The organism is Faecalicatena contorta (assembly GCF_021531895.1).
Taxonomy (GTDB): Bacteria; Bacillota; Clostridia; order Lachnospirales; family Lachnospiraceae; genus JAFBIX01.
Genome location: NZ_JAFBIX010000005.1, coordinates 40,821 through 65,078 on the forward strand (window position 1 = coordinate 40,821; position 24,258 = coordinate 65,078).

Consider the following 24,258-nt stretch of genomic DNA (forward strand, 5'->3'; position numbering starts at 1 on the left):
TCTAGCCTCTTCTCGTTTCCATCAGTGCCTGCACACCTTCACATAATGCCATATATTCTATGCTGTCTTCCTCATAATCTTTCAGGCTTTTAATATATTGTCCAAGAAGATTATCCTGGTTCTGGTCCATAAGCTTTTCAAATTCATATGCCGGTCTGGTCTCATCTGTCAGCTCTATGATATTTCCATAAGTGTCCATATCCTCCAAATCAAAGATGATATCTGGATCCCGAAACCCTGTTACGACCACTTTATATATATTCTGTATGCCTCGTTCCTGAATCTGAGATGCGATCTGCATTCTCAGTTCATTCCCCGTCATTTTTTTATGAACCTGCACCTCCAGATGAATGTACTCTCTGGACGCCATTGGTACAAAGCTTATCTGACATCCTTGTTCCGACATCTGCCCTGACACATAACCGTGTGGGCCGGTATCGTTCTTGTCAATTGGCTCCAAGGCTCCTGCATATACCATTCGATCCGCAACGATCACTTGTGGTTTATGAATATGACCTAATGCCACATAATCATACCCAAGAGACATCACCTGATTCTTCTGAATCGGAATGTGCTTCTCATCTCCGCCATGTGCCAGCAATATCTCATACTTTTGCTTTTTCTCAGGACAGGCGTGATCGTATCGTCCTTCCGGGATTTCTTTCGTATGATAACTGCATCCATACACTGCCAGCGACAATTCCGGTATCTCGACACTGGTAACTTCTTCGGTTAAAATCATATGAACATTTTCTGCCCACTGAAAACTTCTATAATAAGAATCTTTCTTAACATAATCATGATTTCCTGCAATCAGTACAACTTGAGTATTTTCTAATAAACCAAAAAGATAATTTACTTCTTTTAATTCTCGCAACAATGGCTGTCGATGAAACAGATCTCCCGCAATCAGAAGAAGATCTACAGTTTCTTCATTACATACCTCAATAATCCTTCTCAGACTATTCCATATTTCCTTTGTTCTCTTTGCGCTGTATGCGCTTCCTGCGTCCGGTCTTGCCCCTAAATGTACGTCTGCGATGTGTATGAATTTCATCTGCTGCTCCCTCTTCCTTCTCTGTCTTTGATGGCAAAGTTACAATAAACTGTGTCCTCAGATCATCACTTTTCGCACGGATCAGCCCACCATGCAACTCTACGATTTGTTTTGCAATGGCCAGTCCCAGCCCTGCACCGCCGGTTCCACTGGATCTGGAACCATCCACCCGGTAAAATTTCTCAAATATCGTCTGGAGCATTGCTCCCGGAATCTTATCGCCCTGATTGGTAAAAATAATCTCTACATCTCCCTTTTTCATCTGGGCTTCTATCCGAATCACCGTGTTTGCATAACAATATGCGATTGCATTTCTTAATATATTGTCAAATACTCTGGCAAGTTTATCCGGATCACCGTATACCATCAGATTCTCTTCAACGTTAACCTCACAGGATAATTTCTTCTCCTGCAAAACACCATATAATTCATCTGCCAGTTGTTCCAGCATAAAAGACAGATTGATCTCTACCGGCTCCAGCTCAATATTCTGAAGATTATAACGGGTAATATCAAAAAATTCATTGATCAGCTCCCCGAGGCGGAGAGATTTTTCCATGGCAATATGGGTATATTTGATCCGCTCTTCTTCCGGCATATCCGGGTGACTGTCCAGCATGCTGAGATAAGCAACGATCGATGTAAGCGGCGTCTTCAAATCATGTGCCAGGAAAAGTACCAGATCATTTTTCTTCTTCTCACTCTCCTCCGCCTCTAATTCCTGCCTCTTCAAAGTTGCCTTAATCTCATTCAGACGAATTTCAATTGGTTTTAATTCCGTAATCAGATGAATCGGCTCCGTAGATTCTGACACAATATTTTCAATTCCATATCCAATCTGATCCAGGTACCTGGTCATCTTAGAAAGTGCCACATAGAAAAAAAGTGCAAAAAGTAACAGGAAACCAACAATCATAAAGAACATCTTGTTGTCCCCGATTAATTTCCAGTACAGGTCTTTCGCCTGACTTTCATTCATATTGAACGCCATCATACAGTTGACAAATATTTTGGCAAAACTGTCATTATAAATACCGTCGATCACGTAATTCAGCAAAAATCCGCCGACCAGAACCGTCACTGCCGTGACAAATACCGTCTGGAGCAATATACTGACCTTTAACTTACGATAGTTATTCTTCAACCTTATAACCTACTCCCCAAACTGTCTTGATAAAATCCGATTTCCCGGTCGGTGCACTCATCTTTTCCCGCAGATGACGGATATGCACCATCACCGTATTGTTACTGTTCTTATAATATTTTTCATGCCATACTTTTTCAAACAATTCCTCCGAACTGATGACCTTTCCCCGATTCTCGCAGAGAAGCCAAAGTATATCAAACTCAATCGGAGTCAATGTCAGAGGGACCTCATTGTAAACACATTCATGAGACGTTCGGTTCAAAACAAGTCCTCCAAAATCAATGACATCTCCTTCGTCTTTTCCCCCATCATTATATTGCGTATACCGACGAATCTGCGCTTTTACACGTGCCACCAATTCCAGAGGATTGAACGGCTTCGGAATATAGTCGTCCGCCCCCAGCGTAAGACCCGTAATCTTATCCATATACTCCGTCTTCGCCGTCAGCATGATCACCGGGAAAGTATACTTCTCCCGAATCATCTTAAGAATCTGAAAACCATCAATATCCGGAAGCATAATATCCAGAATTGCCAGATCAATCTTCCTGCTTTTAATACAATCCAACGCATCCTGACCAGTATAGAACTTGTACACATTATACTGATCATTCTGGAGATACAGTTCTACAACATCCGCGATTTCCTTCTCGTCATCAACAACTAAAATATTCATACTAGCCCTCCTTTGCCATTTGGGGTACTGTAAAATTTTACAGTCCTATTTTTCTTTAAAACCTTATATTTTCAAGGACTTCACCACTTTTTGCATATAAAAAAGCAATGACCCCCTTTTTCGTGTATAATGTAGGCTACCAAACTCAACAAAATACGAAAGGTAAATCATTGCTATGGATAACATTATACTCTATTTACTTAACATCATTCAAGAACAATATCAGCAAATCTGCTGGCTTATTCTCTTTATCTGCAGATATATTCCTTTGAAACAATGGGCTCATGATGAAATCCACAGTCCTAAGTACCAGAAATTCCTCACTGATAAGCTTCCTGTCATCAAACCCTTCATCAAACAAGACTGGAGACTCTGGAACGAATACTACCTGCTCCGTTATGGCAAAGCCGTGAAACCGATAAAAGCTCAAAAAGGTAAGAACCGTACTGTTCCTGAAGATATCGCGTGCCCTCTTTGCGGAGCTCCGCATGAGTACATCTACGACAATACTGGTGGTCGTGGACAGTTCAAATGCAAAATCTGCGGCCAGACCTTTGTCAATGGCGAGAAAGTAACTACTCCACTTAAGCTTCAGTGTCCCTACTGCGGTCATGCCCTTCAGCCGGTAAAAGATCGAAAGCATTTCCGTGTCCACAAATGCATCAATGACAACTGCTCCTATTACAAGCGGAATCTGAATAAGCTTCCAAAAGACCTTCCAAAATCAGAATACTGGAAATACAAGCTGCGATACCTCTACCGCGAGTTTTCCGTGAACTTCTTCGACATGGATCTGAATCAGCTTCCGAAATGGGCAACCTCTTTCAAGTATAAGAAGAACAATGCCTATATCATGGGATTGTGCCTTACCTACCGTGTGAACCTCAAGCTGTCTCTTCGCCAGACTGTACAGGCTCTGAAAGAAATCCACGGGATTGAAATCTCACACACCATGGTCAACAACTATGCCAAAACCGCTGCTGTCATCATACGGCCTTTCGTGGATTCCTACGACTACAACCCTTCCAATGAACTGGCCGCCGATGAAACCTACATAAAAATCAAAGGCATGAAATCCTATGTCTGGCTCATCATGGATAAGGTATCACGATCGATTCTCGGGTATCAGGTTTCAACATCCAGAGATGTCGGCCCTTGTATCCTTACCATGAGGATGGCATTTGATAAGTTTAAGGAGTTCCCTGGCAAATCCTTGAAATTCATCGCTGATGGTTATAGTGCCTATCCACTTGCTGCTCAGCAGTTCAAAATTGAAAAGGATTGGGATGTATTCATCACTCAAGTCATCGGTCTTACCAATGATGACGAAGTATCCAAGGAATACCGTCCGTTCAAGCAGCTCATCGAACGCCTGAATCGTACCTTCAAAGAATCCTACCGCACTACCTGCGGCTATGGTACAGAAGATGGCGCTGTCCACAGCGTCTCTCTTTGGGTTGCTTATTATAACTTCTTACGTCCCCATGAGATATCCGGCGGTAAAGAACCTCTCAACAAAGTGGAGCTACTGGAAGGTGCCGGGAACATGCCCGGTAAATGGCAGCTTCTCATCTACCTTGGCCAGCAGGCAATCCTAAAACAGCAAAGAGAAACTTCTATCTGTTCTTAGATTCCGAGCCGGAGGTAAATATCCAGCCACCAGAACCCTTGGTTCTGGCTTTGCCCTTGATGACACACCAAAATAATGCTACAATGCTGTGAATCAGACGGAGAAACCTATCTGTTCTTGAGTTCTTCGCCGTCGGTAAGACATTCAGAGCATTATTTTGGTGTGCCGTCAAGGGTGGCGGACACCGCCCAAAACTAACATATCTGCAATTTTCAAGGTTCCAATGGAGCCATTTTTTCAGCTCCAATTTTTCATAGGCTACTTTACACTACCCCATTTGGGGACGGGGGTTTTTTCATTTTCCTCCGTCCCCAATTAAAATTACCGTGTCCCTTTTTTTGAATCCCCCTGTCCCTTTTTGAATTCCACACATTATTTTCTACAATTCGCAGTTATTTACGGTTCTTGGGAATGGGATAACATCGCGGATATTACTCATTCCTGTCAGATACATAACGCATCTTTCGAACCCAAGTCCAAATCCAGAATGTCTGGTAGAGCCGTATTTGCGAAGGTCGAGATAGAATTTGTAATCTTCTTCTTTTAATCCCAATTCATTCATCCGATTCAGGAGTTTATCGTAATCGTCTTCTCTCTGGCTTCCGCCGATAATCTCCCCGATGCCGGGAACCAGGCAGTCTACTGCTGCCACAGTCTTTCCATCGTCATTTTGTTTCATATAGAAGGCTTTGATTTCCTTCGGATAGTCAGTTACAAATACCGGGCGTTTAAATACTTGCTCGGTCAGATAACGTTCGTGCTCTGTCTGGAGATCTGTTCCCCACGAAACTTTGTATTCAAATTGATCATTATTCTTCTCTAACAGCTCAACTGCTTCTGTGTAGGTCACTCTTGCGAAATCAGAAGAAACTACATTGTGAAGACGTTCTAATAAGCCTTTATCCACAAATGAATTGAAGAAGTTCATCTCTTCCGGCGCTTCTTCCAACACATAGTTGATAACGTATTTTAACATTGCCTCTGCCAGCATCATGTTATCGTCCAGATCTGCAAATGCCATCTCTGGCTCGATCATCCAGAACTCTGCCGCATGTCTTGTCGTATTAGAATTCTCTGCACGGAAGGTCGGACCGAATGTATAGATATTGCGGAAAGCCTGAGCATATGTCTCTCCATTTAACTGACCGCTTACCGTAAGGCTTGTCTCTTTGCCAAAGAAATCCTGAGAATAGTCGACTTTTCCATCCTCAGTCTTTGGAAGATTCTCCATATCCAGTGTTGTAACACGGAACATCTCTCCTGCACCTTCACAGTCACTTCCAGTAATCAATGGTGTATGCACATATACGAATCCTCTCTCCTGGAAAAACTTATGAATTGCATAGGCTGTCAGAGAACGCACACGAAATACTGCCTGGAAAGTATTAGTCCTTGGTCTTAAGTGTGAAATTGTTCTAAGATATTCAAAGCTGTGACGCTTCTTCTGCAGCGGATAATCCGGCGCAGATGCACCTTCTACCTCTACAGTATCGGCCTGAATCTCAAAAGGCTGCTTTGCCTGCGGTGTTGCCACCAATGTTCCTGTAACGATCAATGCTGCTCCCACATTTAACTTGGAGATCTCAGCAAAGTTATCCATCTTATCATGGTAAACAATCTGCAAAGGTTCAAAAAATGTTCCATCATTTAATACAATGAATCCAAAAGTCTTGGAATCCCGGATACTGCGCACCCATCCCCCAACAGTAATCTTCTGATCCAGATACTTTTCTTTTTCCTTATATAGTTCCTTAATCGTAATCAAATCCATACCAATTTACTCCTTTTTGTGATTGCTTGCGTTTGACGCTTTGGAGTTATTATAACATAATAATGGATGTTTTAAAAGGCAGAAGACAATTTCAGACATGATAGAGAATCTATTTACTGATTCATCAAACGGACTTGCATTTCCACTCACACTATGTTATACTCTCAATCGCAACAAAGCCCATCAAAACCAAGGTCTATCGGGCTTGCCGCCGATCCCCGGCGGTACTCAGATACCTGCGGTACCTGAGTCTCGCGGCATTCGCCAGATGGACATACAAGTATGTCCCACGGCTCATTGCTTCGCGGAAAATGTGCCGAGTGTTCGAGACCTTCCACTCGTAAAACAAAACTAAAGGAGAATTTCATATGAGAAACAAAAACATCAACTATCTGACCCAGGCGGCCATGATCGCTGCCATCTACGTGGTGCTGACCTATGTATTCGCACCATTTTCTTTCGGAGAAGTACAGGTAAGAATTGCAGAAGCACTTACGATCCTTCCGGTATTCACACCAGCCGCTATTCCCGGCTTATTCGTAGGATGCCTGGTTGGGAACATTCTGGGCGGTGCGATCCTTCCAGACATCATCTTCGGAAGTCTTGCGACCTTAATCGGCGCATTTTTCACTTACCAGTTACGAGACAAGAATAAGTTCCTGGCACCGTTGCCGCCAATTGCAGCAAATACAATTGTTGTACCTTTTGTGCTGCGCTATGGTTATGGGGTTGCACTGCCGATTCCATTTATGATGCTTACCGTTGGATTCGGGGAAGTATTATCCTGCGGTGTACTTGGTATGGTAATGTATTTTGCATTGAAAAAATATAAAAATATTGTATTCAGACCGATATCAAATTTATAATATCCTGAATATTCTACTCAGATAGCTTAAAAAGAACCATTTCAGCTTTTGCTAAAATGGTTCTTTTTGTTTCTGATCTATTACACAAATGTATAGAATACTCTTAATCATCAGCATAGAGTACATAAACAGGAAACTGATTACAATAACTACTGAAGATTTTTGCAAAAGTAGTTCATTCAGCAAGATATATAACATTCAAACTGTGTAGCAACTGTCCTTACAGAAATGAGTTCTATGAGACTCTCTCGAATATAGGTAGGCTGATGTACAGTTGGAATAGCAAATTTCGGTCTGACAATATCCGAATTAAAGCCTGTCTTCTCTTCATTTGTAAGTACAGTAGAATCGCTCATCTCACTGCCCGCCGCAGAAATGATAAGAATTTCGTTTTCGCTTTGCAGACAGAAGCCTTTCCCATCCACACATCCCACATATCTACTTCCGGATTCGCAGCACCAACTGCCACTGCCTTAGCAGTATCAATCATACTGCTGCCTCGCGTCACTGTCCTGTTTCAGATAAAATCACTGAATTAAATTCCTACATATCCTCTCCAACGCCTCTTCTATATTTTTTCTTGGGCAGGCGACATTGAATCTTACGAATCCTTTCCCTGCCTCTCCGAAAAATTCACCTGCATTTACAAGAACCTTACATTTTTCATGCAGATATTCCTTTATCTTATCCTGTGGAAGAGTCGTATCGGAGAAATCCACCCATACTAAATATGTTCCTTCTGGCTTACATACACGAAGAAACGGAAGTTTCTCATGAATTGTATTGACAAAATATTCTACATTTTCATCAATGTATTTATTTACTTTATCCAGCCAGTCCCGGGACTCATTATATGCACCTACAAGTGCAGCTTCTGCAAATGCACTACATTCCGTCACATGATGTATCTGAAGAATTTTTTGAAATTTTTCTCTTATTTCATCATCTTCTATAATACAGTTTGCCACGTGAATACTTGCCAGATTAAAAGGCTTAGACGGAGATGTACACGAAATACATCGTACACCCATCTCACGACAAATCGGCGCAATCATTGTATGCTGTTGCCACTTTCTGATAATATCACTGTGAATATCATCGGAAATAATACAAATGTCATGTTTTGCACAAATCTTTACAAGTTCCCTCAGTTCTTCTTCCTTCCATACTCTTCCGGAAGGGTTGTGTGGGTTACACAAAAGAAGCGCTTTTGTTTTTGGTGTGATCCGCTTCTCAAGATCTTCCATATCCATTGTATAATAGCCATTCACATTTCGAAGACGACTTTCTACCAACACACGATTACTCTCATTTATAACTTTAAAAAATGGTCCGTACACCGGCGTCTGGATCAATATTTCATCCCCTTGTTCAGTTACCGTCTGAAGTGCAAAAAACAGCCCCAATACTACATTTGGCACGAAACAGATCCATTCTTTTTTCACTTCATAATTATGGCGTTCTTTCATAAAACATCGCACTGCATCATAATATGTATCTGACAGGAACTGATAACCAAATGCCCCCTGGCCGGCAACATTGACAAGTCGTTCTGTAATTGCAGGTGCAATCGCAAAATCCATATCTGCCACCCACATAGGGATCACACCCTGACCTACAAATGGTGCATCCCATTTATCACAATTTGTATTTCGTCTTTCAATCCCTTCTTCAAAATGATACATATCTTCTTCTCCTCTGTCCTTTCGGTTTTTGCATATACTGGGCGTATCTATATATCCAACTGCATGATTTCAGAATCACAGCCATTATGAAATCTCGGGCAACTCAGACAATCTGAGATTGGCGGTGCTTCATCCCTTGGCACAATTACAAAACCAAGCTTTTTATAAAATCCCGGTACTTTCGCATTTAGCATGACTCGAGATGCGCCCCACTCTTTTGCCTCTTCAATAACTTGTTCTACCAACCTTCGTCCTAGCCCCTGGCCCTGATACGCTTTCTCGATCGCGACTGTCCGCACAACATATTCATCACACTGCTTTGCAAGTGCAGCCCCACCAATTCGCCGTACCTTTTTTCTGTCCCAGAGCTCAAAGCAGACAATCAGTCCCTCCGGTGCAGTATCTTCCGGCTTAAGTTCAAGTCCGGCCTCAATAAATAACGGTACCATCTCATGATAATTCATAGATTTTATAATCTCATAATCATCATTTTTATGTTCTTCTCTTGACGTAAGTTTCAGGAACTGCTTTGTTCTTTCTTGTTTCGGACGCTCAAGAACCTGCGATGGCTTTCCATCTTCAACAATTTTTCCATCATCCATAAAGATGACCCGGTCTGCCACTTCTTTTGCAAATTGCATCTCATGCGTCACAATAAGCATTGTATAATGTGCTTTTGCAAGCTTCCGTATAACCTCCAGTACTTCCTGCACCCATTCTGGATCAAGAGCTGAAGTCGGTTCATCAAAAAGCAACACATTGGGCTTTGTTGCCAGTGATCTTGCGATTGCCACTCTCTGTTGCTGTCCACCTGATAATGTAACCGGATATTGACGAAGCTTATCTGCCATTCCAACCTTTTCCAAATATTCGATTGCCATCTTTTCTGCTTCCTGCTTGCTCTTCTTCTGCGCCGACAGAAGTGGTTCCATGACATTATGCAATACATCCTTGTTTGCAAAGAGATTATAATTTTGAAAGATCATGGCAGAATGCTTACGAAGTTCATGAATCTCTTTTTTAGACGCTTTTCCCGATTCAACTGTAATATCCCCAATCGTAATTGAACCTGCATCTGGTGTCTCGAGGTAATTCATACATCTGAGAAGTGTTGATTTCCCGGTTCCCGAAGAACCGATAATTGCAACAACTTCTCCTTTTTTCACTTCCAGATCAATTCCCTTAAGAACTTCCAGACTACCAAAACGTTTCTGTAAATTCTGAATCTTAATCATTACTCTTGCTCCTTCATTCTTACCTCTTATATCCTATTTCCAGACGCTTCTCCAATACAGCTTCTATTCGTTCTAGGAAAAGAATAATTACCCAGTACAGAAGCATCAGAACCATGTATGCCTCAAAATAATTAAATGTAACTGAAGCTCGAAGATTCGCTGTTGCTGTAATCTCGATTACTCCAATTGTAAATGCCATAGAGGTGCCCTTCACAATATCCACCAGATTATTGAACAAAGAGGGAACTGCGACTCTCGTTGCCTGTGGCAGCACGATACGAAACATTGTCTGCATCGGAGTCATTCCGTGTGCCAGCGCAGCTTCCTTTTGTCCGTCAGAAACAGAAAGAAGCGCCCCTCGTACTACTTCTTTCATATAAGCAGCCGAATTCAAAGTCAATCCTATTACGCACACATAAAACGCCGGTACGTCCCGAAGTTCTGGTACAAATGTTGGTATACCAAAGTATAGTAAAAACAATTGTGGAATCAGTGGAGTTCCTCGAAAAAATGATACATATACTGCAAATATCTGTCTCAATACCGGTATTTTAAAATAATCAATAACCGCAATCAGAACAGCTAAAATCAATGACGCCACAAAGGAAAGTACTGTCAATGACAAAGTAACCGGCAGCACATGCAGCATTGCCCTCAACGCTGTTAATGAAAACTCTAAATCCACGTTGTTCCTCCCTGTATCTTATCCTTACTGTGCATCTTCTGGTTTTTCAGTGATATCCATCTCAAACCATTTCTCAGATAATTTCTTTAAGGTTCCATCTTCACGCATTTCCTGAATTGCTTTGGAAACAACTTCGCAAAGCTCTTCACCACGTTCTGTCTTAGTGAACGGATATGCATTTATCTCCAGGACATTTGTTTTTCCAAGAATTTTCAAATTATCTACTTCTTTCACAGTTGTATTACAGGAAGTTTCAGCTCTTGGCCACAGATCACATCTGCCGAGAGCAACATCTTGTACAGACATACCATCATAATATGTTGGTGCTAATTCGATACCATATTCTTTATTAATTGCATCTACAATAATCTCATCACTTGTATTTGTCTCACAGGAAATTGTCATACCAGTTGCAAGATCATCCATGGACTGCAATTTTTCATTATCAGCTGCTGCAAGAAGGCAATATACATTGTAAGCATATGGTTCAGAAAATGTATATTTCTCTTTTCTTTCATCTGTAACGGAAATCTGTTCACCCACCGTATCAATTCGATTATCATCCAGCATAACCCACATACCATCCCATTCCATGATCTGGTAGTCAATTTCATAACCAGTACGCTCTCCAATCTCCTGCCATACATCATAATCATAACCGGAAAGATTACCATCTTCATCCGTCTGAATCCAGCCCGGTGTTGTCGCTTCACACGCAACATGGATTACTTTTTCTTCTTCAGAATTACTTCCTTCATCAGAAGACTCTTCACTTTTTTTACTACCGCATCCCACAGCCACTGCCATTATCATAGTAACACACAAAAGTACGCTTATTATTCTTTGTTTCATTCGTTCTTCCTCCTTATGTGATATCCAACGTTTTATCGTCAGAATTATAACACATAACCTACAGCGACTAATAATTGTTATTTATCATATATATATTTATAGGATCTATAAGTAGCTATTTATCCAATATACGTGTTTCCGCTTCCCTGGGTCATCTGATCCATTTCCTCATAAGTCACACTGGATCGTTCCCCGGTCTCCGGATCGACATAGATCACAACTGCATCTGTATATCCGATCAATATAACTGAATTTTCTGCGTTCAACATACCGATCACTGGTGATCCCTGGTTAATGATGTATAGTAATTCCTCTGTTGCACAGCCGGTCAGATCCAGATACCGATCGTCATTCAGACTCTTCATAATATCTACCGGTGCTTCTTTCTGCTTTAACCGGTCGGCAATTCTCTGGATCACGTCATCTTTGTCAGTGATTGTGTACTGCAAATCTCTATTTCCGCGCTCCCAGATATAATTCTGCGTGGCATCTACCACAACGCCACTGTAAGAATCAGCCAGCCTAATTGCTTCACCCGCCTTTTCACAACAGTCTAGCAGTTGTCCATACCCATATACATAATATTTATCTGCATGGGTTACATCTTCGAATTCAACGACTACCGGGTCTTCCATTACAATCTGCTTTGGCCGCAGTACCTTCGGCTCCTTATCTGAGATTCCATCTTCAAATGTAAGCCGGACTTGTGTCTCCTTAAGATCTGTCGCATACGATTCCAGATAGATATTGCTCTTTTCTTTTTCGGTATTATTCGTGATGTAATCCTGAGAGGTACTGGTATACGTATTGCCATCTTTTACTGCACGATTCAATGTCACCATATTATCTTTCAAATATGCATCCAACACATATGTGCCATCTGCCTGATAGGTCTTTACAATTTCGCTTTTGCTGTTTTGTATCTCTACTTTGTACATTGGAACCGTAATTTCTCCGGAAACCGTATTACCTGTATCTGCAGTCTTGGCCACTCCATAGACAAAATCATTTTTTACAAACCCCAACGGGCGGATACATTCATCTGATTCGCATTCCGCCGTTCGTTCCTTGCCACTCTCGAGATTCTTGACAACCACCTTTGTCGCTGTGTTCAGATCTCCATTTTCCTGATAAGCGACCAGATGTCCATCTTCTGATACCACATACTGGTCTTCGTTCAAAGCTTCAACAAGCGCCGTATTCTCCTCCATCTCCACATCGAATTCATAGAGCGTACCTTCTACCATGATGTATAGCATATTGCGGCTGGCGCTGTAGTAGACAAGCTTGCTCATTTCATTTATGACGTTTTCATATGACTTATCGCTGGAGATAAATACTTTTTCTTCCACGGAGTTCTTCTCCATGTCATAATAATAGACGGCAATTCCAACTTCTCCCTCATGGCTTCCACGATTCATATAACCACATACCGCGAAGATTGTGTTCCCTGTCTCATCCATTTCCAGAAGCTTAATCTCATGCTTTGTCACAAGATTACGTACATCGCTATTTTCAGCATCTGCAAAACTGAATACCTGGGACACTTCGTCGGTATCTTTGTTGTAATTCCACAATTCATTTGCCACAACAAAAGACACAACAGAACCGTCATCATTTACCATATAAGAAATATTCTTTGGGGCTATTCCAAGCAAAACGCCTTTTTCATTCAACACTTGCTTTGTTGCGTCAAATATCTGTTCCATCGTTCTATCATAATTGAGCAGATAAGTTTTCTGTGCATCTGCAATATGGCGCACACGGAAGAATTCTTTGACCGCATAGACATCCGTCTCATTCTCTTCGCCTTTACATCTTACGCGATATTCCAACTGTACCGAGATGGAATTACTGTTAATCTCTTTAATATTCCAGCGTTCGCCTTTTTCAACTTCCGGCTCCAGGCTTCCCCAGGATACATGGTCATAATCGGAGTGAATGGTCACATGCTGAAAGCTGGTATTATCGCCCTCTTCGCTCGGTTCAATGGCTGCACCTACGCCGGCACCCTCTACTTTTCCAATGGCACTCTCGTGAAAATTCCGAATATAATCCAGACATTCCATAACAGACGCATCTGATGCATTTACAATCCTGGTGTAAAAATAAATGGTCTTATCTTCTGTATAGAGCGCGATCTCGAGGACACGCTCTTCATCCATTAGCCCTTCATCGCTCAAATCTGCCGTGATGTTTTCTCCCGGATTTTTTACCTTTTCTTCCTTTAGCTTTTCTTCGCCATCCAATGTATAGATGGTATAAGAAGCACTGCTGATCTTAATGCCATATGCCTGGACGTTAATCTCCAGACGCTGATTTGTCACCGGCGTTATGGTATCCCTCATAGCTGGAATGTCCATCGCTTTTGCATACCCACTCAACATATTCAACGCATAACCCTGGTAGGAAAATGAAACCTGTGGATAGGTTGCTGCTCCCATGTCAGCCGTCATGTTATCATTGCCTTTATTCGTATAATAGCTGAACCCTAACACAGCAATGATGAATACTATGATAAGGACTCCTGCTTCAATCAATCTATTTTTCCACTTCATTTACAAATCCCCTTCATGATCTGGCACAATTCGCATCTTGTAATAACCGTCCCAACATCGGCTCAACGTGCAGATATTCTTCACACTTTTGAATAGCCTCTGTATTCTCCCCTTTTTTTCCGGTCTTCACTGCACGAATCAATATATTCTTCGGTGTATGCTCCATATCTATAAATTCCAGAATCTGAGCATCATAACCTTCCCTTTCCAGGTATTCCGCACGCAATGCATCTGTCACCAGCGCAGCCATACGTTCCTTAATCAAGCCATATTTGAAAACAGGCTCCAGTACATCATTTTTTATCTGGCGGTTTAACTCATGCTGACAGCACGGTACTGATAAGATTACTTTGGCATCCCAGCCGATAGCTTTGGCCAAAGCAAAATCTGTTGCCGTATCACAGGCATGAAGCGTTACCACCATATCCACCTTATCTACACCGGTATAGTCAGCGATATTTCCCTCCAAGAACACCAGCTTCTCATAACCATATTTCCGGCTAAGCTCATTACAATGTCGGATAACATCCTTTTTAAGATCCAGTCCGATAATACGTATGTCATAATGCTTCAGCTCATGCAGATAATAATACATCGCAAATGTCAGGTAAGATTTGCCACATCCGAAATCCAGAATTGTAAGCTCCCTTCCCTTATCAAGCTCCGGCAAAATATCTTCAATAAACTCCAGGAAACGATTGATCTGCCGGAATTTATCAAATCGGGAATGGACGACCTTTCCCTCCTGCGTCATGACCCCCAGATCCTGAAGGAACGGGACCGGGATACCTTCTTCCAAGACATAGTGCTTCTTCCGATTATGGCTCATATCTACATCCTTTCTTTCACACTTCTGAGCCTTCTTCTTAATCGTCACCTTTCCCTTTTTGCTCACCAAAACCGTATACTGGTACTTCTGCGTCTCTATCTGCATCTGACGCATGTTCTCCATATGCCCCAGAAGCAGTTCACATGCCTCTCGTGAATCTGCATTCCTGTGAAAAGCCTGATTATTCTGGAACAATTCAAGCTGAAATACCAGATTCTCCTTCTGTAGCAAGGGGCGCACTTTAATCTTGACCGGGCCATCCTTTCGCCGCGGATTACTAAGCGTTGCCGTAATAAATTCTATATTTAGATTGTCCTGTAATAATTCTCTTAATTCATTCATAGTATTATTATTGTAATGTTTTTTCCTGACAAGCGCAAGTTTGGGACGGGGGTTTTTTCATTTTCCTCCGTCCCAAATTAAAATATCCCTGTCCCTTTTTACATTTGCCCTGTCCCTATTGGAAATGTTATGGTCACCCGGAACAGATCTCCGTCCAGATACAATTCGAATTTGCCGCCTTGCATCTGGGTCAATGACTTGGCTATAGATAGTCCGAGGCCGCTGCCTTCTGTGCTTCGTGAGATATCTCCCCGAATAAATCGTTCGGTCAGCTCATCTGCCGAGATATTGAGCGGCTGCTGGGATATGTTTTTCAGACTGAATACTGCCGAATCATTTACTACTTTTAATTCTGCATATACACGGGTTCCTTCCATAGCGTATTTGGCTGCATTGTTGTAAATATTGGCCAATACTCTCCAGAGCCGTCTACCGTCTGCCCGTATCACGACTTCTTTCTCTGGCAGGATCAGCACTTCTTTCAATTCTCTGGCTTTGAATTTTTCTTCAAATTCTCCGCTAGTCTGCTGAATCATCTCTACAAAATTAATATTCATATACTGTAGTGTAATATTGCCAGAACTTACTTTGGATGCCTCTACTACATCTTCTGTAAGGGTCTTAAGCCGTTGGGCTTTTGCCTCCAGGATCTCCAGATACCGCTGAATCTTCGGATCTTCAAAATTTTCCTTCTTTAACAAATCCACATAATTAATAATAGAAGTAAGCGGTGTCTTAATATCATGGGAAACATTGGTAATCAGATCTGTTTTGAGCCGTTCACTCTTCATACTTTCTTCCAGTGCCCGGTCCAGGCCTTCTCCAATGGAGTTAATCTTTTCAGCAATGATCTTCTGATCTCCGTTCAATCCATTCAAAGGAATCTTATATTCCACTTCACCTTCCGCAATCTTAAGAATTCCTTCCTTAATTCTCTGCTTTCCGATAGCCTGTCTAACCATATAGACAAATGCAGCCAACTCCGCTCCTAGTATCAGCGCAGGCAACAGAAAAGTAATTCCCATGACCGATGCCCACTCGATCAATGCAAAGAATGAAAACAGCCCGATAACGCCAAATACAATAATAACCTGCCACACGTCATTGAAATTACAGAATAGCACCTTTATAAATCCGCCGAACCATCTTAGAAGACTATTTTTCCATAATGTCCTTGCCTTTATTCTTCGTACCAGACTTAAGAAACCTGTCAGGAATAATGCATAGGTATAAACTGCAAGTAAAGCACCACATATCATATAAGGGATCGCACTCTGGATATAATCTGCCTGATATAACTGATAATCTCCTCCCCACGATGGAAAATACGAATACGTAATTCCAGACACACCCAATGCAACAGGAATGCACCAACCTCCAATCACCACCAGAGCAGCAATCTCGGTCTTCCAACGGTCAAATCCATTCAGATGTAATTCCTCATCTTGCGGATTACGACCGGCTATCACCGTAAGCCATACCAGAAGTATCAGGAATACAATACTCGCAGCACATCCCATCACCAGGATACCCCTCGCACTTGTTCCGTATTTATCATATAACTGGGATTCCGTATAAAATGCATCCTTAATCGGATAGGTCGTATCCACGCCAACAGCATAGATGAATCCCTCTTCTTTATTGCCGGAGTTCTTCACCTCTTCCTGCCAGTCCGAAGCATCTATATTATTAAAATTCGTCTCAAAATCTGCAAGTTTCGGCATAATGATTGCATATTTTCCCATCTTCCGGAACATTTCCAGATTCTCCTGCGCCTTGTCATAATCCTGATATGCTTTCCGGTTTGTATACACACGCTTAGTATCAGTATCTACATACAAATACGCAAAGTTCGTATCTCCTTCCTGATAGAACTCACTCAGATCATTATATTCTCTCATGTCACTTTCGACCTGGTAGATACAATATCTCAGCATTTCATAAGCTTCACTCAGCCGGCCATTCCAGATAGGATTGTCATTAGCTATCTCCATAACACTCTTGCCATCTACCGTCTGATATTCTTCGGCCAGCCATTGTCCATCGTAACTCCAGCAGTCAATATACGCAATCTTCCCTTCTACATCCTGAAGCCCCTTGAAAGCATTCACCGTATTATTATAGAAATTTCCATCCTGCAATTCATTCAGAATATCCTCTTCAGAAACTCCTGAATCATCACTTGCGATTACAAACCGAAGCTCACCACTGTCTATCAGATTCCTAAATTCACTATAGTAATAATAATGATAGGTATTGTCAGAACGCTTACATACAATAATATTCTCATCCATACCTGCATTATCATCGTAAGATGAATTCTCTTCTCCCTGGTCGAGCCATTGCTGCGCCCAGTCAGACAGATCCTGCAGTCGGTATGCCAGACCACTTAGATTTTCATTCGTAATCTCTGACTCATTATAATATTCCTGTATATCGACAATCTTCTGCGGATTATAGACCCCATCCGTCTCGAATCGGTCCCGCATTCCAATTCCATTCATTACCTGGTGGCTATATGTTCGCAACAGCTCATTAAAGCTTTTCGTCTCTTCATAATTCTTTGCAGGCTTTCCTTCAAACATCTCATTGCGCCCTGCCGGATAGGACAAAATCCATATGATGCAGACCGCCATAATCACCACCAGAATATGTTCAGCAACGATCAAAAGTCCTTTTATGATCGGCGCCCGATACCAACGACGCTTCATATATACTCCCTTCTAAAGTTTCTCTATCTTATATCCAACACCCCAGACCACTTTCAGATAGCGCGGCTCCTTAGGATTGATCTCAATCTTCTCCCGAATATGCCGGATATGTACCGCCACTGTATTATCCACACCAATGGCTTCTTCATTCCAGATATTTTCATATATCTGATCAATAGAAAATACTTTCCCTTGATTCTTCATTAATAATAGTAAAATATTGTATTCGATAGGTGTCAGCTTCACAGTCTCCCCATCTACGGTTACTTTCTTCAGATCATTATTGATTGACAGTCCTCCAACCTCATACACTGCCTGATTCTCATGATTCACCGTACTTCCAAGCTGCGTATATCTTCGAAGCTGTGATTTAACCCTGGCTACCAGTTCCAATGGATTAAATGGCTTGGTAACATAATCATCAGCCCCGACGTTCAATCCAAGAATCTTATCAGCATCCTCAGATTTTGCAGACAATATGATAATCGGCATATTATTCTCTTCCCGAATCTTAAGCGTTGCCCGTATTCCATCAAGCCTTGGCATCATAACATCAATCACAAGAAGATCTACTTTTTCGTTCTTCAAGACCTTTAACGCTTCCTCCCCGTCATAAGCCTTCAACACATGATACCCTTCCTGAGACATATATATATCAATTGCCTCTACAATTTCTTTATCATCATCACAAACTAATATATTAGCCATTTTTATCACCTCCCTTATACTATACAAGAATAGCAGTAATTTTTTAAGAGCAGTTTGTGGAAATTCTTAAGATATTCTGAAAATCTTTTCTGTCGAAAAATGTCGAATTTTTACTGTTCACGTCGCGAAATATATTAAATACTATATTTCCGATATAATGTCCCTATAGCATGTTTTCGTTTCTCATTGTAATAAAACGTAAATAGAACAGGAGACAACATGAGTGAAATAGAAATTGAACGCTTAATTCGCTCTCTTGGCATTGGCGCAACATACCGAGGATATCATTATCTTCAATATGGGATAAAACTTTGCCTGGAGAACGAAGACTATCTTCTCTCTGTCAGTAAATCCCTCTATCCCCAAATTGCAAACCATTACTGCACAAGCAGCTACAGCGTCGAGAGAGATATCCGAACCGTAATTAATGTTTGCTGGGAGCGAGGAAACCGCGAACTACTCCAGAAAATTGCCATGCACCCTCTGGAGGTTCGTCCCGCTTCCAGCGAATTTTTAGATATATTAACTGCCCATCTTAAGCAAAAAGATATTGAAAGATTCTATTTTTAACATTTCTTCTCTGTCATCTTAAGTCCTTTTTAAGAATTTTTCTTTTTCTTTTAGAGTTTTAACATACTTTAGACATAATTTTCTTTTATACTTAGTTACAGATAGTTGATAAACAAATCACTATCTCCCCCTCATAAAGTAAAACATCAAGAAATACATGTTCTTGATGTCACACTTTACTCTCATTCCTTTAGATAACTATAACAACAACGAAACCCGTTAGCATGATAGCTAACGGGTTTCGTCATTGTTTGATACATCATGATTTTTCTACATGTTGTTTCCCCTATTGGTTGCATCCTGTCAGTCCATAGGTTTCTAGATTATTTATAACCACCTGCCCTCCATGAGCACAAAGATATATCTGATTCTGTGCGTTTCCTGCAAACACATTGAGAGAATGGTTGTTCTGATAATCGTCCGTAAATATCTCGATCGAACTCTGATCTGATAATATATGCACATCTAGTTCTTTCCTATCCTTTAGATACATCACGCTTTTGGATATTCCTTTACTCCATCCATCTGCCTCATTTCGATTTACAGACATCTGCGCATTTTTAAAATCAAAGATGCAAATAGTCTTTTTACCCTCTCCACATCGCAAACCTATTTCCAACTGATCCGCATTCGTCTCTTCAAGATTGATTTGCATTTTCCATTCAAAAGAAATACCATCACCGGCCTTAATATCTGTCTTCTTCTCACTTACTATTATAGTCTCCTGATTCCATGCATCCACACGAAGCGATTCTATCTCTTTAATTGGAATAAATTGAAGTGTACCATCTTCTTTCATTCGAACTTCTCTTGGAATATTGTACGAACCACACCAACCTTCTTTATAAGTCGGCCCCCAGTCTTTCCAGAATGGCATCCAATCCCATGCATTAGCCCACCCAACAATTATTCTTCGTCCATCTGGAGTCAGAAATGATTGCGGTGCATAATAATCGAAACCCCAGTCAATTTCTCCATTAATATGGTAATTAAATTTTCCAGTTTCATAATCGAAATCTCCCACAAGATAGACAACCGTACGTTCTCCGGCCCCCATAGGCGAAAACATAAGTACATACCGATCTCCCATTGGATAAAAATCCGGGCATTCCCACATGTATCCCCACTCGCCACGGCTTTCTGCCAACACATTAAAGAACTCCCAATGCAACATATCTTTGGAGCGATATAAGAGTGCCTGTGCTTTATTATCCCGGCTTGCTCCGCATACCATATAATAGGTGCCGTCATGTTTCCATACCTTTGGATCACGGAACTGATATGTCGGGATTCCATCTGGTGCAGTCAATACAGGATTTCCCTCATACTTTTCAAAATGTATCCCATCTTCACTATACGCAATACACTGCGTCTGCTCAAAACCTTTTCCATTATTTGTTGTGCCTGTGAACATCAAAAACAATTTTCCATCATGTTCAATTGCACTTCCAGAAAAACATCCACCACGGAAATGATCGTCATAAAATTCGGAAGGTGCAAGTGCCAGTGGTAGATATTCCCAATGGAGCATGTCATCACTTATGGCATGACCCCAGTGCATATAATCCCAGAATCCATAATATGGATTATACTGATAGAAAAAATGATACTTGCCTTTATAATAAATCAATCCATTCGGATCGTTGATCCAACCAGTCTGCGCCATAAAATGATAGTGTTGACGCATTGCACCGTTTTTCACAATATCTTTTTTTGCATCAATTTCCTGCTGAGCCTTTTCAATTTTTTTTTGCATTAATTCATTAGACATAAGACTCCTCCATATTATTTATATTCATCACGAAGTTTCTTTGCAAATTCCGTATTTAACCTTGATTCTCGACGTGCTTTCTCTTCTTTGATTCTGAATTGTTCCTGTCTTGCCGGACTGTATTCTTCCCATCGTTTTTCCCAGGAATCTCTTGCCGCTTTCATTTCATCTGTCAATTCAGGCATTCTTAAATCTCTTTCTGGAAGAACCGGAACATTCGGTAGTCTTTCTTCCATTGGAAGAATTGTAATATTCTTGCTCGTCGGCAGGGTCTGATACCAATAAGCAGTGGAACTCCAGTCATCAGACAAATGATTTGCATGCCCATGCTCGATTGTTACTTTTAAACTCTTTTCAAAACGAACCGGATCCGTAATATGGAACCTATATGATACCTGGAACCCATCTGTATCCCCTTCATGAACAATCGTTCCAAAGAACGGATATGCATTTCTCTGCATTCCCCATGCATGATTAAAATAGTCCTCTGTTCCTGTACCATTAAGACTTGGGTATTCTTCTCCATCAATAAAGAACATATCATTACCCTCGCCCCACCAACTTCCCTGATAGTGCTTAACAGTCAGATTACATCCTACATAATGTCCTGTTCCTTCTACGTCAAGAATCGTATAATTTCCCTCACCTTTGAAATTCGTCACATTATTTACTTCCGGTGAATTAGTCTGAATATCTGGTCCCCATCCATCACATGGATTCTCTCGTCTCCAGCAAGCATGAAAATATGCAGTATTCTCATCCAATGGCTCTTTATACATTTCGTAATCAATATTGAAATACAAAATAAACGGTAATTCATTCTCATTTATAATCTCAATCTTTGCTTTTTTATTAAACGGCATCGGGAAATAACAGGATACAGAACACGGTGCGCCATATCTTCCTGCCTCTTCTGGTTTTAATGAAACATTAAATGGGAGTGAACTGAAATTTCCCGGATAGCAATTTCCAATACAGAAGAAATCTCCAAAAGGAGCAAGAACACTCGGTGTATCCTGATCATCCCAGGTAATCTTTATTAACACCTTTCTATAATAAAACGGATCATAATCATCCCAAATAACTCCAAGTGCAGGATGAATCTCCATTACCGGGGCTGCCGATGCATTAAGTACCGGATCCAAAATACTTGGTGCCTTTACTTTACGGCAGGAAGATGTCATCCAAATATGGGTAATGCATCCCGGTCCTTCCACTTCTCCTAATACAATACTTTCTTTTGCCGGGATCTCCCAGTAATCCTGATTTTTTCCTCTTTGATCCCAACTTGCAAGTCTTCCGTTTCTAGCTTTTTTTATTGTTGTTAAATCTTGAAATAATCCTGATACTTTACTCATATTTTTCTCCTCCTATTGAGCAAATTTATATGCTAACCTTTTACTGCTCCTGCAGTCATTCCTTCTACGATATTCTTCTGGAATATACCATAGAATATCAACTCTGGAATAATAATCATAACACTTGATGCAACAATTCCACCATAGTCAACTGTATATGTTCCTTTGAAGAAAGATGCTCCCATGGATAACGTGTAATCTGAAACATCTCTTAACATAACGGATGCAAATGGGAACTCATTCCAGATATACAGCACATTGAATATTACAATTGTCGCAATTACCGGCTTTGTCATCGGTAAGATAACTCTCACCATTAAGTCCCAAATAGTACATCCATCTATGACTGCTGCTTCATCTATCTCTGTAGGTAATGATTTCAAATACCCCACCAATAACAATGTATTGAATGATATAGAAGTTGCTACATAAGGGAATATCAATGCCAGTTTCCCTCTGAGTCCAAAAAAAACATTAATCTTGTATACCGGGAACAAAAGAATGAATGGAGAGATTGATAATCCCATAATCAAAAAACCGTACAATAGTTTTTTAAGTTTTTTATTTTTGAATTCCATTCTTGCAAGCACAAAAGAACTGAGAAATGTAATCACCAACTCAATAATCAATGATATAATACATACAAACAACGTATTCCCATATAGCTTAGGAAAATTCAACGTTTCTAATGCATGCTTATAATTCTCAAGATTTAATGTTTTCGGCAATGACAGAGGTGTAGACAATATTTCAGAATTTGTTTTAAAAGAAAGAACCAACATCCATACAAAAGGAAATACGACCAACACAGTAATGATTGCCATTAAAATATACATCGTTGTCTTTTTTCTTTTATTTATCATCTCTTACCCCTCCTTCTCTTTTGTCAAACTAGAATAAATCGCCGTTATAATTAGAGATATTAAGAATGTAACGGTCGCTAAAGACATTCCATATCCATAATCTCCACTTGAAAATGTCTGGGAATAACTATATGTTACCAAAGTCTCAGACAAATGGTTCGGACCTCCTCCAGTTGTCTGCTGAACAATCTCAAAGATTTTAAATACACCCGTAATAATCAACACTGCAACTGTAGAAATTGTTGTCCGCATCATCGGAATCGTCACATAACGTATTTCCTGAATAGCATTTGCCCCATCAATTTTAACGGCCTCAAGGATATCTCCCGGAATCATCTTTAATCCCGCAATAAATATTGTTACAAGATAACCTAACTGCTGCCAGAAATAAATAATTGCTATACTATATGGAGAAAGCGTTTCTCCACCAATCCATTTTTGCTTAAATGCATCTGCCCCTATTGCATCCAGAACATTGTTAATAATACCAATATTAGGATCCAATATGTATACCCATATAATACCTACTATAATTGGCGCTATGATTGCTGGCGAAAAAATTAAAGCCTTAGAAAAATCAACTGCCCTAAGTTTATTATTCAACAAAAGTGCAATTAAAAATGATAATGTGAGCAATAACACAAATGCCAGGACAAACATAATCATTGTATTTTTAAAAGAAACCCAAAACAATTCATCCTGGAACAGCCTTATATAGTTTTTTAATCCAGTAAATCTTGGTTTTCCAATACCAGAATATTTTGTGAAACTATAGTAAACTGCAATAGCAATCGGTAATATTATAAAAATACTATAAACCAGCAATGTAGGAAGCATAAGTCCTACTTTGTATCTTTTCTTACTTAACCAATGCATAGAACCACCTTATTCCTTGCAAGCGTTTTGTTGGGCACGACTTATTTGTCATACCCAACAAAAACGTT

At 40.6% G+C, this 24,258-nt stretch carries 20 protein-coding genes and 1 pseudogene; 4 read left to right on the forward strand and 17 right to left on the reverse strand.

From position 1 onward, the window contains the following. Window position 1 precedes the first annotated feature (1 nt). The 3 genes from JQM81_RS02510 to vanR are packed head-to-tail and all read right to left on the reverse strand — an operon-like array spanning window position 2 to window position 2,880. On the reverse strand, window positions 2–1,057 hold the full coding sequence (locus JQM81_RS02510; RefSeq protein WP_235231955.1) for a metallophosphoesterase family protein: 1,056 nt from the start codon (window positions 1,055–1,057) through the stop codon (window positions 2–4). Next, window positions 963–2,201 carry a sensor histidine kinase gene (locus JQM81_RS02515; RefSeq protein WP_235231956.1) on the reverse strand — a complete coding sequence of 413 codons (1,239 nt, stop codon included), beginning with the start codon at window positions 2,199–2,201 and terminating at the stop codon, window positions 963–965. Before JQM81_RS02515 ends, JQM81_RS02510 begins: the two co-directional genes overlap by 95 nt. After that, window positions 2,191–2,880: a VanR-ABDEGLN family response regulator transcription factor gene (gene vanR, locus JQM81_RS02520; protein ID WP_235231957.1), complete on the reverse strand. Its 690-nt coding sequence runs from the start codon at window positions 2,878–2,880 to the stop codon at window positions 2,191–2,193. Before vanR ends, JQM81_RS02515 begins: the two co-directional genes overlap by 11 nt. A gap of 175 nt (window positions 2,881–3,055) precedes the next feature. On the opposite strand from vanR, the gene JQM81_RS02525 reads away from it, so the two are divergent. Then, on the forward strand, window positions 3,056–4,510 hold the full coding sequence (locus JQM81_RS02525) for a DDE-type integrase/transposase/recombinase (protein WP_235231958.1): 1,455 nt from the start codon (window positions 3,056–3,058) through the stop codon (window positions 4,508–4,510). Window positions 4,511–4,889: 379 nt separating this feature from the next. Here the strand turns inward: JQM81_RS02525 and asnS are convergent, their stop codons facing one another. Then, entirely contained in the window at window positions 4,890–6,281 is a 1,392-nt protein-coding gene (gene asnS, locus JQM81_RS02530) for an asparagine--tRNA ligase (RefSeq protein ID WP_235231959.1), read from the reverse strand. A gap of 368 nt (window positions 6,282–6,649) precedes the next feature. Between asnS and JQM81_RS02535 the strand changes: the two genes are divergently transcribed. Continuing rightward, entirely contained in the window at window positions 6,650–7,147 is a 498-nt protein-coding gene (locus JQM81_RS02535) for a QueT transporter family protein (RefSeq protein WP_235231960.1), read from the forward strand. A gap of 149 nt (window positions 7,148–7,296) precedes the next feature. Next, window positions 7,297–7,413 (forward strand): annotated as a pseudogene (locus JQM81_RS13865) (transposase); the annotation flags it as partial. An 86-nt stretch (window positions 7,414–7,499) separates the two neighbouring features. On the opposite strand, the gene JQM81_RS02545 reads toward JQM81_RS13865, so the two are convergent. The 9 genes from JQM81_RS02545 to JQM81_RS02590 form a co-directional block, all read right to left on the reverse strand. Then, a complete protein-coding gene (locus tag JQM81_RS02545) occupies window positions 7,500–7,637 on the reverse strand; it encodes a hypothetical protein (protein WP_235231961.1) in 138 nt (45 codons plus the stop codon). Window positions 7,638–7,674: 37 nt separating this feature from the next. After that, complete coding sequence (locus JQM81_RS02550) at window positions 7,675–8,832, reverse strand: MalY/PatB family protein (protein ID WP_235231962.1); 1,158 nt, start codon at window positions 8,830–8,832, stop codon at window positions 7,675–7,677. 47 nt (window positions 8,833–8,879) lie between these two features. Then, on the reverse strand, window positions 8,880–10,067 hold the full coding sequence (locus tag JQM81_RS13700) for a GNAT family N-acetyltransferase (protein ID WP_331473026.1): 1,188 nt from the start codon (window positions 10,065–10,067) through the stop codon (window positions 8,880–8,882). A gap of 19 nt (window positions 10,068–10,086) precedes the next feature. After that, entirely contained in the window at window positions 10,087–10,752 is a 666-nt protein-coding gene (locus JQM81_RS02565; protein WP_235231963.1) for an amino acid ABC transporter permease, read from the reverse strand. A gap of 24 nt (window positions 10,753–10,776) precedes the next feature. Next, complete coding sequence (locus JQM81_RS02570; RefSeq protein WP_235231964.1) at window positions 10,777–11,604, reverse strand: transporter substrate-binding domain-containing protein; 828 nt, start codon at window positions 11,602–11,604, stop codon at window positions 10,777–10,779. 119 nt (window positions 11,605–11,723) lie between these two features. Then, entirely contained in the window at window positions 11,724–14,162 is a 2,439-nt protein-coding gene (locus JQM81_RS02575) for a hypothetical protein (RefSeq protein ID WP_235231965.1), read from the reverse strand. 13 nt (window positions 14,163–14,175) lie between these two features. Beyond that, a complete protein-coding gene (locus JQM81_RS02580) occupies window positions 14,176–15,333 on the reverse strand; it encodes a class I SAM-dependent methyltransferase (RefSeq protein WP_235231966.1) in 1,158 nt (385 codons plus the stop codon). A gap of 98 nt (window positions 15,334–15,431) precedes the next feature. Then, a complete protein-coding gene (locus tag JQM81_RS02585; protein WP_235231967.1) occupies window positions 15,432–18,044 on the reverse strand; it encodes a histidine kinase dimerization/phospho-acceptor domain-containing protein in 2,613 nt (870 codons plus the stop codon). 12 nt (window positions 18,045–18,056) lie between these two features. Beyond that, the gene (locus JQM81_RS02590; protein WP_235231968.1) at window positions 18,057–18,752 is read right to left on the reverse strand and encodes a response regulator transcription factor; all 696 of its coding nucleotides are present in this window, start codon (window positions 18,750–18,752) and stop codon (window positions 18,057–18,059) included. Window positions 18,753–18,971: 219 nt separating this feature from the next. Between JQM81_RS02590 and JQM81_RS02595 the strand changes: the two genes are divergently transcribed. Continuing rightward, window positions 18,972–19,322 carry a sporulation initiation factor Spo0A C-terminal domain-containing protein gene (locus JQM81_RS02595; RefSeq protein WP_235231969.1) on the forward strand — a complete coding sequence of 117 codons (351 nt, stop codon included), beginning with the start codon at window positions 18,972–18,974 and terminating at the stop codon, window positions 19,320–19,322. Window positions 19,323–19,608: 286 nt separating this feature from the next. Here JQM81_RS02595 and JQM81_RS02600 read toward each other — a convergent pair whose 3' ends face one another. The 4 genes from JQM81_RS02600 to JQM81_RS02615 are packed head-to-tail and all read right to left on the reverse strand — an operon-like array spanning window position 19,609 to window position 24,190. Then, a complete protein-coding gene (locus JQM81_RS02600; protein ID WP_235231970.1) occupies window positions 19,609–21,093 on the reverse strand; it encodes a glycoside hydrolase family 32 protein in 1,485 nt (494 codons plus the stop codon). Between the two features lie 14 nt (window positions 21,094–21,107). Next, window positions 21,108–22,451 carry a glycoside hydrolase family 172 protein gene (locus JQM81_RS02605; protein WP_235231971.1) on the reverse strand — a complete coding sequence of 448 codons (1,344 nt, stop codon included), beginning with the start codon at window positions 22,449–22,451 and terminating at the stop codon, window positions 21,108–21,110. Window positions 22,452–22,483: 32 nt separating this feature from the next. Continuing rightward, window positions 22,484–23,314 carry a carbohydrate ABC transporter permease gene (locus JQM81_RS02610; protein ID WP_235231972.1) on the reverse strand — a complete coding sequence of 277 codons (831 nt, stop codon included), beginning with the start codon at window positions 23,312–23,314 and terminating at the stop codon, window positions 22,484–22,486. Between the two features lie 3 nt (window positions 23,315–23,317). Beyond that, on the reverse strand, window positions 23,318–24,190 hold the full coding sequence (locus tag JQM81_RS02615; protein WP_235231973.1) for a carbohydrate ABC transporter permease: 873 nt from the start codon (window positions 24,188–24,190) through the stop codon (window positions 23,318–23,320). Window positions 24,191–24,258 lie beyond the last annotated feature (68 nt).

Excerpts from the sequence above, each read along its gene's own strand:
- JQM81_RS02580 (WP_235231966.1), bottom strand. The coding sequence starts at position 15,333 with ATGAATGAATTAAGAGAATTATTACAGGACAATCTAAATATAGAATTT.
- JQM81_RS02545 (WP_235231961.1), bottom strand. The coding sequence starts at position 7,637 with ATGATTGATACTGCTAAGGCAGTGGCAGTTGGTGCTGCGAATCCGGAA.
- JQM81_RS02550 (WP_235231962.1), bottom strand. The coding sequence starts at position 8,832 with ATGTATCATTTTGAAGAAGGGATTGAAAGACGAAATACAAATTGTGAT.
- vanR (WP_235231957.1), bottom strand. The coding sequence starts at position 2,880 with ATGAATATTTTAGTTGTTGATGACGAGAAGGAAATCGCGGATGTTGTA.
- JQM81_RS02570 (WP_235231964.1), bottom strand. The coding sequence starts at position 11,604 with ATGAAACAAAGAATAATAAGCGTACTTTTGTGTGTTACTATGATAATG.
- JQM81_RS02510 (WP_235231955.1), bottom strand. The coding sequence starts at position 1,057 with ATGAAATTCATACACATCGCAGACGTACATTTAGGGGCAAGACCGGAC.
- JQM81_RS02590 (WP_235231968.1), bottom strand. The coding sequence starts at position 18,752 with ATGGCTAATATATTAGTTTGTGATGATGATAAAGAAATTGTAGAGGCA.
- JQM81_RS02605 (WP_235231971.1), bottom strand. The coding sequence starts at position 22,451 with ATGAGTAAAGTATCAGGATTATTTCAAGATTTAACAACAATAAAAAAA.
- JQM81_RS02610 (WP_235231972.1), bottom strand. The coding sequence starts at position 23,314 with ATGATAAATAAAAGAAAAAAGACAACGATGTATATTTTAATGGCAATC.
- JQM81_RS02585 (WP_235231967.1), bottom strand. The coding sequence starts at position 18,044 with ATGAAGCGTCGTTGGTATCGGGCGCCGATCATAAAAGGACTTTTGATC.
- JQM81_RS02615 (WP_235231973.1), bottom strand. The coding sequence starts at position 24,190 with ATGCATTGGTTAAGTAAGAAAAGATACAAAGTAGGACTTATGCTTCCT.
- JQM81_RS02595 (WP_235231969.1), top strand. The coding sequence starts at position 18,972 with ATGAGTGAAATAGAAATTGAACGCTTAATTCGCTCTCTTGGCATTGGC.
- JQM81_RS02600 (WP_235231970.1), bottom strand. The coding sequence starts at position 21,093 with ATGTCTAATGAATTAATGCAAAAAAAAATTGAAAAGGCTCAGCAGGAA.
- JQM81_RS02575 (WP_235231965.1), bottom strand. The coding sequence starts at position 14,162 with ATGAAGTGGAAAAATAGATTGATTGAAGCAGGAGTCCTTATCATAGTA.
- JQM81_RS13700 (WP_331473026.1), bottom strand. The coding sequence starts at position 10,067 with ATGATTAAGATTCAGAATTTACAGAAACGTTTTGGTAGTCTGGAAGTT.
- asnS (WP_235231959.1), bottom strand. The coding sequence starts at position 6,281 with ATGGATTTGATTACGATTAAGGAACTATATAAGGAAAAAGAAAAGTAT.
- JQM81_RS02525 (WP_235231958.1), top strand. The coding sequence starts at position 3,056 with ATGGATAACATTATACTCTATTTACTTAACATCATTCAAGAACAATAT.
- JQM81_RS02535 (WP_235231960.1), top strand. The coding sequence starts at position 6,650 with ATGAGAAACAAAAACATCAACTATCTGACCCAGGCGGCCATGATCGCT.